General features: G+C 47.0%; 13 protein-coding genes. All 13 read right to left on the bottom strand.

The window, feature by feature from the left end; translation table 11 throughout:
• Positions 1-14 precede the first annotated feature (14 nt).
• Entirely contained in the window at positions 15-362 is a 348-nt protein-coding gene (locus CF651_RS19065; protein WP_094016463.1) for a hypothetical protein, read from the bottom strand.
• Positions 363-377: 15 nt separating this feature from the next.
• A complete protein-coding gene (locus CF651_RS19060) occupies positions 378-836 on the bottom strand; it encodes a hypothetical protein (RefSeq protein ID WP_245856043.1) in 459 nt (152 codons plus the stop codon).
• Positions 837-2,363 (bottom strand): phage tail protein, encoded by a 1,527-nt coding sequence (locus CF651_RS19055; RefSeq protein ID WP_094016462.1) that lies wholly within the window; start codon positions 2,361-2,363, stop codon positions 837-839.
• A gap of 14 nt (positions 2,364-2,377) precedes the next feature.
• Positions 2,378-2,905: a hypothetical protein gene (locus CF651_RS19050; RefSeq protein WP_094016461.1), complete on the bottom strand. Its 528-nt coding sequence runs from the start codon at positions 2,903-2,905 to the stop codon at positions 2,378-2,380.
• Positions 2,902-3,477, bottom strand: coding sequence for a phage virion morphogenesis protein (locus CF651_RS19045; protein WP_094016460.1), 576 nt, complete (start codon positions 3,475-3,477; stop codon positions 2,902-2,904). The genes CF651_RS19050 and CF651_RS19045 overlap by 4 nt, the downstream gene beginning before the upstream one ends.
• Positions 3,478-3,885, bottom strand: a complete 408-nt coding sequence (locus CF651_RS19040; protein ID WP_094016459.1) for a hypothetical protein — start codon at positions 3,883-3,885, stop codon at positions 3,478-3,480. It lies immediately after the preceding gene.
• Positions 3,885-4,418, bottom strand: coding sequence for a hypothetical protein (locus tag CF651_RS19035; RefSeq protein WP_094016458.1), 534 nt, complete (start codon positions 4,416-4,418; stop codon positions 3,885-3,887). The genes CF651_RS19040 and CF651_RS19035 overlap by 1 nt, the downstream gene beginning before the upstream one ends.
• 23 nt (positions 4,419-4,441) lie before the next feature.
• Positions 4,442-4,723, bottom strand: coding sequence for a hypothetical protein (locus tag CF651_RS19030; protein ID WP_094016457.1), 282 nt, complete (start codon positions 4,721-4,723; stop codon positions 4,442-4,444).
• Positions 4,724-4,743: 20 nt separating this feature from the next.
• The gene (locus CF651_RS19025; protein WP_094016456.1) at positions 4,744-7,719 is read right to left on the bottom strand and encodes a hypothetical protein; all 2,976 of its coding nucleotides are present in this window, start codon (positions 7,717-7,719) and stop codon (positions 4,744-4,746) included.
• Between the two features lie 71 nt (positions 7,720-7,790).
• Positions 7,791-10,007: a portal protein gene (locus tag CF651_RS19020; RefSeq protein ID WP_094016455.1), complete on the bottom strand. Its 2,217-nt coding sequence runs from the start codon at positions 10,005-10,007 to the stop codon at positions 7,791-7,793.
• A gap of 14 nt (positions 10,008-10,021) precedes the next feature.
• Positions 10,022-11,332: a PBSX family phage terminase large subunit gene (locus tag CF651_RS19015; protein WP_094016454.1), complete on the bottom strand. Its 1,311-nt coding sequence runs from the start codon at positions 11,330-11,332 to the stop codon at positions 10,022-10,024.
• Positions 11,316-12,203: a phage terminase small subunit-related protein gene (locus CF651_RS19010; protein WP_094016453.1), complete on the bottom strand. Its 888-nt coding sequence runs from the start codon at positions 12,201-12,203 to the stop codon at positions 11,316-11,318. The genes CF651_RS19015 and CF651_RS19010 overlap by 17 nt, the downstream gene beginning before the upstream one ends.
• Positions 12,204-12,238: 35 nt before the next feature.
• Entirely contained in the window at positions 12,239-12,466 is a 228-nt protein-coding gene (locus tag CF651_RS19005; protein WP_094016452.1) for a hypothetical protein, read from the bottom strand.
• Positions 12,467-12,531: the final 65 nt, after the last annotated feature.

Below are 12,531 nucleotides of genomic sequence, written 5' to 3'. Positions count from 1 at the left end.
TGCAAGCGCAAGTTCTACGCGTTTGCGGAACCAGGACTGTTCAGCAAGTTTTTTGCAGCTTCCTCTAGTTTTGTTTTGTCTTCAGGTGTCCGGATTTTCATTTCGAATTCTGCCCATTCTTCATACGTAAAACGATCCATGAGTTCATAAATTTCGGACTCATTAACGGGAGTGCTTACTTTTTCTCCATCAATGCTTTCGATCGATACGATAGCTGCAATAGTAACTATTCCCATGAAGGCGCCTAGATTTTGTCCTCCTTCACCCATCGACGTAGCCATAAGCCTACGCTCAATAAAGTGATGTTGCCCTTTTTTCTCTCTTACCCCAACCCTTTTACCTGTCGAAAGTGTAATCTCCATGAATATTCCTCCTCCTTATTGTTTGTCCCGGCGCTCAGCCTGCCAGTTGATATTATTTGTTACAGGTTTGTTATTTCCGTCCGCCGATCGCTTATAGCCATCGAACGTTACCCCAGAGTATTTATATTTCCGGACGGTGCCGTCCTTGTAAGTCTCTGTTGTAAATATGATGAATTTGAGGGTCCCCCCTTTTTCCTCCTGGTGAGCGATTTTCTTGTCTACAATGTCATCGTAGGCTGTGTTAACCGCTTGGCCCTCTAATGTGCCTTTCCAACCGTTCTGAAGCACCTGACGGTATTCAGTCTCTTCCCCGATAGGGTTCTTTTTCTCCTCACTGGTAATCTCCTCGACTGACCATTTCAGGATTTCGGGCGTCTTTTCTAAAGCGGCACCGTTCTCATCAGTCAATGCGATGATCAGCTTTTTACCGAGCAATCCGTCTTGTGCAAACGTCTGAAGGTTTAATTTAATCAACTAGCCCACCTCCACATTCGTGCCGCCTTGGAAATTCAAGAGAATCCATTCAGCGGTGTTATAGTGCTTCACTTTGATATCCTGAACAAACTGGTCAATCGATTGGGCCGCCGAATTGAAGGTAACTGAATAATCTTCGAATTTAGAAGATACCAGCGGATTCGTCGGGCTTTTGAGTAGGTCAAAATAAGTCCGGACCCGGCGTTCCGCGTCGTCCTTCATCTTCTTGGTCATAGCCTTACCTTGCCACGGTGCAGCCACGGACTCGAGAGACTTTTCAATCCAGCTATTCAGCCGGCGCTTATTTACTTTCCGGTTTTCGTCATCGCTAATAACGGCGCCGGAAACATCCGTCTTTGCAAGGGTATAGTCGTTTGCCAATCTCCACGCCATCGTTCCATCACCTGCAGCAGAAGGTTTTAACTGGAAAGCCGCAATTTGATTCGTGTACAGGTTGGTAAAGTCATCAAAATCCAAACCTTTATCTGTGCCTGAAACCCATGTGCATTCCACGGCAATACCGGAATCCTCAACATTCCCGATAGCGTGCACAATGGCCGATAAGCATGCGCCCGAAGTCCATTGAGATCCAACGGACTGGTAGCGGCCAAACACCATTTGCATAAAATCACTGTCGTAGCTGGACCGGGCTGTGATTGCTGTTGCGACGGTCGTTGCCGAACCGATGCCGCAGTAAGTCATCGTGTTATACTTCAAACCAAAAGCAGCTAGTGCCGCGTCAGCCGTTGCACTGCTGTAATCGGCGAAGGCCACATCCGTAACGATATTGCCAACCAGCTCGAGTAATTTCAGCCCGGTTCTCGCGCCGGTTCCGGAATCAATAGAACCGATCCGGTCAGCGTCAGTCAATGCAGCTCCATTGCTGCCGCCAGCCAATTGCGACTGCGCCTTCACAGCTGGTTGCGCGAGCAGCCGTGTGGATGCAGTTGAATTAAGATCAGTAAGATAAAAGTGAGCGCTCAGACCATTGATCAGTGTTGGAGCGTAGCGGCCATCATCGGGGTCCATTGAAAGATTGTCGTATGTTTCTGTGCCGAAATCAGATACCAAAATCATCTTGAATGTATTGGCATTCGTCCCTGCTGCTACCTGACAAGTGAAAACATTACCGTAGGTTCCCGGATATCTCGCGGCAACCTTCAGCGTGTCGGCCGGCGTTCCCTGCCTATCCTGCAAGGTAATCGATGCTGCGGCATATCCTGCCCCAAGCACCCGGACGAAAACAGCCCTCTTCACTTTCGCACGGTCCAGATGATCAAGCAGCGCATTGCCGGCATTAGATTTCGTCGTTGCCCCAAGGACAGGTTCTGCAATTTCAGCCAATCGTTTGGTTGGGATTTCATTGATCATGACATATTGATTAACAGGGCCACGGTCAAAATCGCCCACAAATCCAAGGACAAAATCGCTGGTGGCCACTTCATCCGATTGCGGAACCGCAAGTTCATTGATATATAGGCCCGGAGGTAATCCGGTTAGGGACGTTGCCCCACGAATAATAGTCAAGGGGAATCAGCTCCTTATCGTATTTTGAATTTCAAATTAGTGATATCAATCTTCGCTACTTCTTCTTCAGTAATGAGTTTCCCGCGGCAGCGGTACGTTGCATCGCATTGGTAAAGGTCCGGTTCCCCCCGCGGTGGTGTTGGAGGGCCGGTAATAAATACCTGCATGATTTCGCCCCACTTATCATCAGGAATAAGCAGCTCGTTATCCATTTCAACAAATGCCAAAAACCTAGTGGAAAGTTGTTGGGCAATACCGGGCTTAATACCAAAAAAGGAAACCTGAATCAAATAATCAAACCGACATGATTCCGTTCCGACCGTGAAAGTCCCGTCACCGTTATCGATCAGTCCATGAGGCTCATATTCACGCATCAGCGCTTTCTCGGCCGTACCACTTACGTAAATAATATGAGCGGCCGGGAGCTTCTTGAAAAATTCGCTCGGGTCTGGTGTACCGTCGTAAATCATAAAGTCTGATCCATGGACATGCGTGATAGCAGCGTACAAGGATTGATAAACCGATACCAACGGATCTCTCAAAGACCTCCACGCCCCAATCCTCTTAACTCTTGAACTAGCGCTTTAGAAACCTCCTCCTTGATTTGAGCCCTCGATTCTTCTAAAGCAGGTCGAAGGTACGGTCGGGCAGGAATCCTTCTCGAAACATCACCGAATTCATGTTTTGCAGCATAATCTGACGGGCTTCCTTTTCCGGCAGTATTCCTACCCGCAGCAACACCAACATAGGCAACACGATGACTATCCAAATCACTGTAATCTGTCGTTATGGCCTGCCTTAAGTGGCCGGTATCAACAAGTGGAGCATCATCATTGGTGCCAGTTCCCCAGGACGAATGTTTTTGTAAGTAGGCCTTGCCAGCCTTAGATAACCGGCCGCTGCCTGATTTAGAAAGATGTTTTTTACGTACTGTTTCTGGATTCAGTTTTGCCCAGGCATTAAAAGAGCCCGAACTCCCTTGATATGTCCCTAATTTGTTCTTGGCCCTCCCCATGACGATAACAGCCGCGCGTTTTAGCCCTTTCTTGATTCCATTATCCGCAGCACCTGGAATGCTCTGTAAGGCTCTTAACAGGGCATCAAATTCACTCAATTACCTCACCGCCTTTGCTGTCACTTCCTTTATAATTAATTGCCCGGCGAGCGTTGCCGGGCTCACAAGCTCCACAATATATTTTTTTCCGAGATAGATCAGGATACGATCTTCCTCCACCTTTTTCAATTCAGATTCAGACCCATCTTCAATAACGATAAATTCAAGGATTTCATCAGGATTATCTCCGAGCTCGGTAGAATTTTCTTTAATCCCATGAGAAGTAACCACAATTTTGATGTTTTCAGAGTGCGGCTCCGGTGTATTCTCTCCGGTATCCGTTATGTTCAATTTTCTAAGGTTCTTCTCAATTGGAGTTAGCAGCAAAGCTTCCGCTTCATACCCTTTTGCTCTGATCTGTTTCTGAAGTACCCTTTTTACCTTCTCGGCCAGTTTTGCTGCATCCATCAGGTACCACCACCGATCGTCTTTTTAACGGCAGACAGATAACTGCTGTACCGGGTTTCAGCAAGCTTGCTGATCTGATCGAAGTTATCGAATTTGATATCGAGTCCTTTACCAAGCTTCAATTCACTGATTTCGGATCCTTCCCGAGTAGCATCAGATAGCAGCTTCCACATACAGTAATCGACGATAAGGGAAAGAGAGCTCTCTGGCAGACTCGACACATCATGATTCGCCAGATAAACAAAGGTGAGTATAATCGGTGACCTAGGATATACATCGAGGTACAGCATACTATCTAGTACCTCGTAGTTCTCCAGACCGCTAACCCATACCTGATAATCATCCGGCATCTGATATTCCAACGAATCTTCCCTTAATGTAATAGAGCCGCGTTTCCGCCGGGGACGATACTGGGAATAATCAGAAATGGCGCCTTGGATAAACTCCAAAAGCGCCATCTCATCATATCGATAGGGTTCTTCCTTATCCCCAATTTCTGTTCGTATTGCCGTAAGTAGGGTTGCAATGTTCATCAGCCGCAGCCCCCTTTCAGTTCCTAAGAAGTGCGCCCAGCATTCGCTTGAGCATTCAACCAGTCAGTGTATTGTTCGATGCGTTGAGGCTCGTTAGAGCCGGCTTCAATTTCCATACTCAAAAGCAAATCTTTCTGCTCTTGTGCAGATAGTGCTTTGAATTCTTCAACAGAAAGTGGTGAAGGAGATAGGCTCTCCTCAACCGTTTGCTCATCATCACCATCATGATAGACATCACCCGGGCCAATAATCAGCCCGGATGCAGGATGTAAAAAAGAGTGTCCGTTGTTCACTTTGATTCCCATAGATATTCACCAGCCCCTTCTTAAGAGTTATAGTATTTGATTGTGCGGTAAGGAGGATTGTACTGCTTGCCAGTCCCATCAATTACAAGAGGTGTCGCAATGACGGATTGCTGCGTCGCATAGTATTGTTTAGCAGATGTGATTTTTTGAGTACCAGGATCAAAATACGGCTCTGGCCCTTCAATCTGCAAAGGAGAGCCCACGCCGTAGCGAGTTGCATTGGTTTTGCCAATCAGAATGCGTTTATCTCGAGCTGCCCAAGGAGCGTTAATTTCACCCAGCTGCAGGCCAGCACGAGTTGCAAACCACATATCTCCTTTCAAGAAGCTCGTTCCTTCTGGGGAAGCCCATTTGTAGAACAACTCCGCATTCTTGATGTTCACCATCGCATTGAGCGAGCCAATAGCAAAGTCAGGCGTCACATAGCGCGGAGCAGAACCCATATATGCCTTTTGAAGATCAAAGCGCTCCAACAACCGGTTGTAATATTGTGCTGGCTTGTCAGTCAACGCCAAAGGTACCGTCAGATCAAAGAAGTTAACGTTGGTAGCATAGGAGTAATTTTGAATTGTTGGTTTATTCGTGTTGTTGTCTACACCGGAAGCAGCTGTGAAATACACTTTGCTTTCTTCCCAATCCACGGCGTAGTCACCGTTGTTCACTTTGCCGGAGATCGGATCCCAGGTACCCCGTGTGAGAGTGGTCGCCCCTTTCTTGACAACAAAGTCATTGATTACAGCGGATTGCCTGCGGCCGAATGGGTCCAACCACACATTTTTTCGAGGTCGAACAATCGGCGGAACTGTTTTCCCAATAGCACCTGTTGTATAACCACATAACAAACTAACTACCCAAGCAACATTGTTACCGGATGGAAGGCCGGCCGACGCTCCAGCTGTCATTTCCGTAGCGGCCACAGCCTCAGCCGTTACCGCTTTAGCTTCATATTCATCGGAAACGTGCAGCATTTCAAGGCTTAAACGCTGGTCCATTACGCGGCTATAACGCATAGCAAGGTTCGCTAAATTGCGGGCAACAACGTCATAATTAAAGGGGCCTTTTTGCATTTCGATTTGAGATTCTTTGGAAACCAAGGTGCCCCGTTTCAACCATTCAGCTCCGAATTCGAGCAGGCGAGTTTCAACGCCTTCTGTAGGGATGCCTTCAAATTCACCGACAACAAAGTCATCCTGCGTATACAAATCGTAGGATTGGAATTCAACTGGGATTTTGAATGTCGTTCCGCTGAAGGACTCGGCCATTACCAATTGCAAGAATTTAAGGTCTTGCCATACTTGGTACATGAATGCCAAAGAAATAGCAGGCGCTTGAGCGAAATCACCAGTGGAAGACATCGCTGAATCTGTAATGACGCCATCTTGAATAGATTGAGCAGAGTCAGTGAGGGACTTCATAAATTTGGAGTACTCTTCGTTGTTCTCGCGCTCCATTTTCGCCATCAGACGATCAACAATGCCTTTGTTGGCTTCGCGAAGCTTAGGGTCAACTCGGAAGTTTGTATCCAGCGAGCGGTTTCGATCATCGAATGCCGCCTGCAGGTTATCGACGATTGGCTTCCACGGCTGCGGATTACCTGTCACTTCAATGCTCGTATCCAGCACAGTTGCTTGGCCTCCTTTGTTTGTGTTTACCCCAAGTTGGCCCAACTTTGTTCCAACGGCGTAGGCGTCAACGATTGCTTTCTCACCTTCGATAAAGTGCTCAACGGTTGCGGAATCAGTGATTGCCTCGCCTTTTTTAAGGATTGCTGCCTTCACGTTGGCATCGTATGGAAGGGAATTGACGGCATCGGCTAGTGCCGCCTGAGCCTTACGTTTATTTTCAGCAGCTTCTTCAGCGCGTTGACGTTCTTCTTCCTTGCGGCGCATCGTTTCGAGTTCATCTTTCAAAGCTTGCTCGTTTTCCTTTGCAGCGATAGCCGAATCACACATTGCCATTTCTGCGTGCCCGGCATTGCCTGCTTTCCATGCTTTCAGTTGTTCAATCGTCATAGTCAAAAAATTCATCTTCGGATCATCTCCCTTTTGGATAGAATCTAAAATTTCAGTAACCGCTGAATCCGTCAGCGGCAGCGGCTTTGTAAAAGCATCAGGCTCGGCTGGGTTAAGCACGACATCCCAGGTATACAGATTCAATGACTTCGACACACTGACATTTCGTCCGTCCACGGTAGCCGGCACCATATTACCTGTCATCCGATTACTAAAACCAATGGGCAGCCCAGCATCCAGCATTGCCTTTACCTGCTTGCCCATATCGGTATCAAGCGGTTTGTACTCCGCCCACACGACCCCTGCAGCATCAATATCAGCATTGCGGAACTTGACGGCCTGATTTGGCACCTTGGAATCAAAAAGCACCCGTCCATCCAAACCCTTCATTGTGGGCGGATGCGGGTGCTCTCCGGCATACGGGAAGCCTGCTTGCTTAATTGCATCGAGTGCAGGTTGGTAAACCGACCTCGGATAAATGCGATTATTGCCGTTAATGGCGTCGACACGGGAAACGGGCTGCTTATACCATCCAGACGGCTGGCCTCCGGCATCTGCAATGATAACTGCCTGGGATAAGCAGATATCCTGTGATTCTCCCGCAGCATCAATGACTACGGCGAATCTTGGATCGATGGAGTCAGTCGTGACGGTTATAGTTGCATTCGTCGCGGTAAATCCAACCGGCGGTCTCACCTCTTTCGCCTCCTGCTTGGCCGCGTGCTCAACATCATAATACCCAAACTCAGTCCGGCACTTGGCTTCAATGGCCTCGTAATAAATACGGCGGTCCACCTCGGTTAAAGTGTCATTGGCGAGTTGTTTTTTAACGGCAAGCAGTTCAATGGCGGAAGTCGCATCAAGGATCTGCTTCATTTTGGGATCATCGGATAGAGCATCGTTTACCGGGCCATCCCCAGCAGTAAAGCCAATGCCTCCGAAAAGCTGCAGATTTAGTTTATGTTTATACTTGGGCCAGTTCACTTGAGCCCTCCTTTCATATCTTCATTTTACAGTCTGATAGTTGTATCAATCACCGCCCTTTAGGTCTTGTATTAATCCGGAAGCAATGTGCAGCGGCAGCGAGGGTGTGCCGGAATGCCTGGATGGTCATCGATCGGATACACGATACCATGTCTGCTTCTACATGTTGGGCATGTTCTTTGATCAAGCACCGTGGACCATCTTACTTTTTCAAAACCAGCATCAATATAGATCCGCTTTGCACTCCGATTGTATGCCCAGGAGAGCTCAGTCCGGGCAATCATTTCTGCCCTGATCTCATCTTGAATAACCGGTTTGAGCTGGATCATGAGTGCCTTCCACCCTAGATTTTCCTCATATGCTTTTGCTGACAATGACTGGATTTTTAGCCGTGTTGTTTCCTTGATACCTTTTATGCGCTCGCCTGATGCTTCGAGTAGGTCTTCGTAAATGTCCTTTTTGACGATCTTCATCTTGACACCAACGCCCATTTGCGGACCAGTCGGATCAACTGCGGCGCCCTTATTAAAATCCATAACAAGTTGAACAGCCCGTTCTGCACCCATTACTCCTGTTTGTGTCATGCTTTTTACAATAGCCTTTTGATAACTTTCCTCCTCGGTGCTCCAGGCCTCATCAAACGATTTCTCAATTTCATTCATGTTGACGGGCGCATCATCCTGATCCTCAGCATCAATTAGTGCCGCATCTTCATCTGTTACATTCACCATCCTTTGATAAACGGCATTAAAAAAACGAGATACAGCTGACCTCGCTTCCACTTCAATATCTTCAAATTCCGGCCTATCTTCCAGTACTACATCGGTTACCGCTTGTGATCGGTTTTCAGGTTTTTTATTTATTGCTGAATGTTGCACCAAATCCGCCTGCTTCTGGCGTTCTTCTTCCTCAAGCTGTGCAGCCATCTCAGCAGGATCTTCGATATCAAAGTCTTTCGCAATTTCTTGTATGCCTTTTTCCAACGTGATAACCTTTACGCCACCACCAGCGCCTAGAGCTATTTGCACTCTGTCCAACCGCTCAGCTGGCGTTTCACCACTCTTATCACTCCAGACAATATCATAAGAGATGGAATCGGGATTGATGCCGGCTAGAAGAAGCTGCAAGTCCACAATGGCCCGGTAGCCGGAGAATTGCCCGGTATCGCCATATTCCAAAAGGTCCGTAATATCTTCCAACGTTTCGAGATAATGAGGATACTGGACCTTAAGGATGTCACGATTGATGTCTTGGCCAGCTGTCAGAATGGCTTTCGGGACACCTAAATTCAACCAAAGCAAATCCTCGAAGTACTTAATGTCATCCATTTGATCTAAGTTTTCATCGCCATTCAGAACCTTCACGTCGGCCGTGCCTACAAAATCTGAAAGTAAATGGGCGTTCCGAGTAGGATTCCCATTTTTATCAATCAGGCCTACAAGGCGCATATACTCGATGGCATCCCTTTCCTGCGTCCCTTCCGGCAGCTTGTGATTAAACTTCTGCACGCTACGAAACTCCCGACGAACTGCAGAAGCAATCTCCATTTTGTTCAGAATCTTGTAGGTGGCCCGGGCACTTGCATAATGACTTGTACCGTACATCTCGGTCTCTTCTTCAAGCCATCGAATATGATTCATCTGAAACAGCGCAAAGTCCGTTCGGGACATGCTCGGTGGACCAATCTCAAGTAGTGAGTTTATCTGCGTCCTAGGATCGATTTGTGAGAAGGCACGCTCGATGTCTGGAAACTGACCATACTCATTGCTGTTTCGTTTAATGGTAAGGGCTGGTGCCCTGCGGATATCCAGTATTATCCCACTTAAGAGGTCAACAACCGGGTTTAAAAATATGTCACCATCCCGGATCAATACCCGGGCGTGTTCTCTCGATTTGGCCTGCAATTTGGTCCGGTTTAGAAAATCATCTACCACTTGCTGAGCAATGTTTGCTCCAGGCGTCAATCGTTTCAACGTTTTCCCCTTTTGTTTCAACCGAGCACGATCGGCATCACTACCCGAAACCACAATGCGAAACCCACCGCGCACCGCATCAGCGGCCATCCGGTTATTTGTTGTCTTAAAACGAAGGTCCAATTTCACCAGATTATTCACTTCTCGAATGGTGGCTATTCGGTCCGTGGCAACTTTGAATTGATCAAAGATATACAGACTGGGTGATTCCGCATACGATGCAACTGGTGTACGTTCCGGTTCTATTTCAGCTTGCTGAGATTTTCCGAAGAAATCTAAAACCATTGTTACTACCTTGTTAATTCTTCCAGCCAATGTTTCACCTCCTTCTAGTCAAATACTGATGTAATATCGGCCTGAATACCGTATCCCACAGGTTTAGTAATTTTCCCAAACAGCATATAGACGACATATCTTAAAGCGTCCATAGCGTGGTCATGCTGCTTTAAGGGCTTGTCTTCCCCCCGGTCCTGTGCCTTTATATCCCACACATAGCTGCTGAACTCCTTCAATGTATTCAGACAGCTGTTTGCAATGAACAATAACTTCTCTGACAGCGCAGAGGCCACTGCAGATATTCCTGCAAGCACTTCATTATCTGCTTCCGCAATATACCGGACTCCGGCTTTCTTAAGCTCAGTAATAAATCCTTTAGCTGAAGGATCAATAAATATCTTGCTTACAGCCACATCAGCTATAAACGATATAAAGTCTCGAGCATATTCAGACGGCGCCTTCTGAACCATGGCTGTTCTTCCATCGTGATAATACTCCTTGATTACATACAGCTTACCGGCGTGCTCACCGACCAAGAGAAAAACAGTAGCGTTCGTGTTCCCGTAGTCCACGCCGACATAGTAATGCTCGAAGGATTGCGGCATTTTCTGAGAAGGAACACGGTGAATGGATTCATTGAACATGTCATAAATAACACCCTCAGCAAGAACCCATAAACCAAGGATGTAACGCTTATAAAAAATCCCGCTGTACATGCGTCGGTAGCCTTCTTTGATTTTCTCTGATAGGGACAGGTTATCATCCATCGTGAAATGAAGGTGCAACGCATTTTTTCGCTCAATCTGATCAAGCCACTCTACTTTAAACCAGTGATAAGGCCCCGCGGGGTTACAGTTAAACCAAAACTTCCGCCCCTCAACACTACACCTTGCCGTTGCCTGGTTAACAAAAGATTGAGGCATCAAAGCAACCTCATCAAAAAACATACCAGCAAGCGTAATCCCTTGGATTAAATCCTGGGAGCGTTCGTCCTTACCACCAAATAAAAAGAAGTAATTCGTAATGAGTCCGCGGCTAATGGTCAAGACATTCTCGGTTAAATTATCATGGACCCGGTATCCCCGGCTTGTTAGCATACGCTTAAGTGGCCCCACCACGTTCCGCCGCAGCGCACCGATTGTCTTGCCGGCCATGCCAAATTGTTCACCGTTGAATGTTTCTGTGGCCCACACAATATAGCTAAACGACATAGCGACTGTTTTACCAGCCCGGACCGATCCATCCGCTATAAGGGCATCTTTCTCATGGTGCGGGCTCTCTTCCATCCACCAAGTAAGAACTTTTATCTGTTTGTTGGAAAAAGGAGACCAGCGAAACGTGGCAGGCTTACGTTTGGCCTTCATCGGCCCACACCTCCGCTGCTTTTCCTCTCAGCGCCTCTACAAACCCATCATCGCTACCTTCACTGTCACCACCACCCTGCAACATCCTTAATTCAAATTTCAGTTTTTCAATTCGGATTAGCTTTTCTTCATCAACTGTCTCCATACGATGCTTTAGATCGATCCATTTTGCTTTTTTATCTTGAACCCGGGTTAACGCTTCTTCATGCGCCAAAATGTCATCAATGAGTCGGGCTTCATTCTCCTCGATCTCAGTAACAATGAGTTCAAAGCGTTCCCGGGTAACAACCGTGGTTTTTCCCGTCTTCTCATCGTGAATCGAGACCGGGTCCTTAATTGCTTTTCGTTCCTGAAGTACTCTGCGGCCTTTCTCGGTAAGTCCATTGGTTAGCCGTTGTATTCGAAGCAGCATTCTTCTTTCACGAACAGAAGCCAGTTTAATACCTTCATCAACTTGTACTATTGGATCCGTATCAATCAGCTCATACAAAAGACGCTCATCATCTTCGAGAGCGTCCAGCCAGATTGTTTCATATTCACCTGTTTTAAGTGCTTTCTTATTTCTGAATGGACCGCCATGACCGCCGCGGTTACCCTTTGCGTTCTGGTTTCCCTTAGGTGCCCCGCCTTTGTTACCAAGCGCATTTTTGTTACCTAAAGGAGCCCCTATTCTTTTAGTAACGTTACCTTTCTTTTGATTAGTAACGTTACCTTTTAGGGCATCTGCCCATTTGTCCTGGGACTTCCACTTCCGGATCTGTGTCTCACCTAAACCAAGGGCAGCAGCGATGTCCTTTAGCTTTTTCGAACCGTTACTATCCAGCCACATTTGTTTTGCCTTATCACGATCAGGGCTACGTTCTCTGGCCACGTTACATATCACCCACCCCCACTACAAAGTGAAAGTTATATATCATTCTTTTGGAGCTCCAAGTCCATTTCAATAAGCTTCTTTAAATCCTCAACAGTCTTAACCTCAATCCGGCCATCTTGAAAGTCCTTCACCCAACGAGCAATCCCAGCCTGCACGATTTTCCGGTACTTGGACTTGGATTCTAGGATACCTTGTATTACATCAATCTCATGTTGAAGTAGCAATTCTTCTTTTTCTCTGTTCGTATTTTCAACTGACAATTGCGAACACTCCCAACATCCGTTAAAATGGATATGAGATCATGCGTTCGATACCGTGGCCACGG

Source organism: Paenibacillus rigui (assembly GCF_002234615.1).
GTDB classification, from domain to species: Bacteria; Bacillota; Bacilli; order Paenibacillales; family NBRC-103111; genus Paenibacillus_S; species Paenibacillus_S rigui.
Note: the sequence above shows the minus strand (reverse complement) of the source record. Positions and strands in the feature narration are given on the sequence as shown.